General features: G+C 71.3%; 1 protein-coding gene. It reads left to right on the top strand.

Features of this window, described 5'->3' with window-relative positions:
* The first annotated feature begins 105 nt into the window (after positions 1-105).
* Entirely contained in the window at positions 106-1,080 is a 975-nt protein-coding gene (gene era, locus ABZ371_RS32795) for a GTPase Era (protein WP_358686624.1), read from the top strand.
* Positions 1,081-1,151 lie beyond the last annotated feature (71 nt).

Raw genomic sequence — 1,151 nt, 5'->3', positions numbered from 1 at the left:
CCCGGCCGCGCGGCGCCGTCGGCCGGCCCTCCGGAAGCCCGGGGGCGGGCCCTCCGGGGCCGCTGAGCGCCCTGCTGTGCATCGGCGCCGCCGGGATCGGGGAGAATGGGCGCCATGAGCGCTCGACCGAACACAGAAGCTGCTGCGGAGCAGGCGGAGAACGACGCCCCCCACCGGGCCGGCTTCGCCTGCTTCGTGGGCCGCCCCAACGCGGGCAAGTCCACCCTCACGAACGCTCTGGTCGGTCAGAAGGTGGCGATCACCTCCAACCGCCCCCAGACCACCCGGCACACCGTGCGGGGCATCGTGCACCGCCCGGACGCGCAGCTGATCCTGGTGGACACGCCCGGTCTCCACAAGCCGCGCACGCTGCTCGGGGAGCGGCTGAACGACGTCGTGCGGACCACCTGGGCCGAGGTCGACGTCATCGGCTTCTGCCTGCCCGCCGACCAGAAGCTCGGCCCCGGGGACACGTTCATCATCAAGGAACTGGCCGGGATCAAGAAGACGCCGAAGATCGCGATCATCACCAAGACCGACCTGGTCGACTCCAAGGCGCTGGCCGAGCAGCTGCTGGCCGTCTCGCGCCTGGGCGAGGAGCTGGGCTTCGAGTGGGCGGAGATCGTCCCGGTCTCGGCGGTCAAGGACCAGCAGGTAGGACTGCTGGCCGACCTCATCGCCCCGCTGCTCCCGGAGAGCCCGCCGCTCTACCCGGAGGGTGACCTCACCGACGAGCCCGAGATGGTCATGGTCGCGGAGCTGATCCGCGAGGCCGCCCTGGAAGGCGTACGGGACGAGCTGCCCCACTCCATCGCGGTCGTCGTCGAGGAGATGCTGCCACGCGAGGACCGCCCGGCGGACAAGCCGCTGCTGGACATCCACGCGAACGTCTACATCGAGCGGCCGAGCCAGAAGGGCATCATCATCGGCCCGAAGGGCAAGCGGCTGAAGGACGTGGGCACGAAGTCGCGCAAGCACATCGAGGCGCTGCTGGGTACGCCCGTCTTCCTCGATCTGCACGTGAAGGTCGCCAAGGACTGGCAGCGCGACCCGAAGCAGCTGCGCAAGCTGGGGTTCTAGCGGCACGAGGCCGCGGGAGCGGGCCGGGCCCCGGGCCGCTGCGGGGAGCGGGCCCCGCGCGGGCGCGTGTG

The sequence above is a fragment of the Streptomyces sp. NPDC005899 genome (assembly GCF_040629645.1).
Lineage (GTDB): Bacteria > Actinomycetota > Actinomycetes > Streptomycetales > Streptomycetaceae > Streptomyces.
The sequence above is the reverse complement of the archived record's forward strand: the minus strand, read 5'-3'. Positions and strand labels throughout refer to the sequence as shown.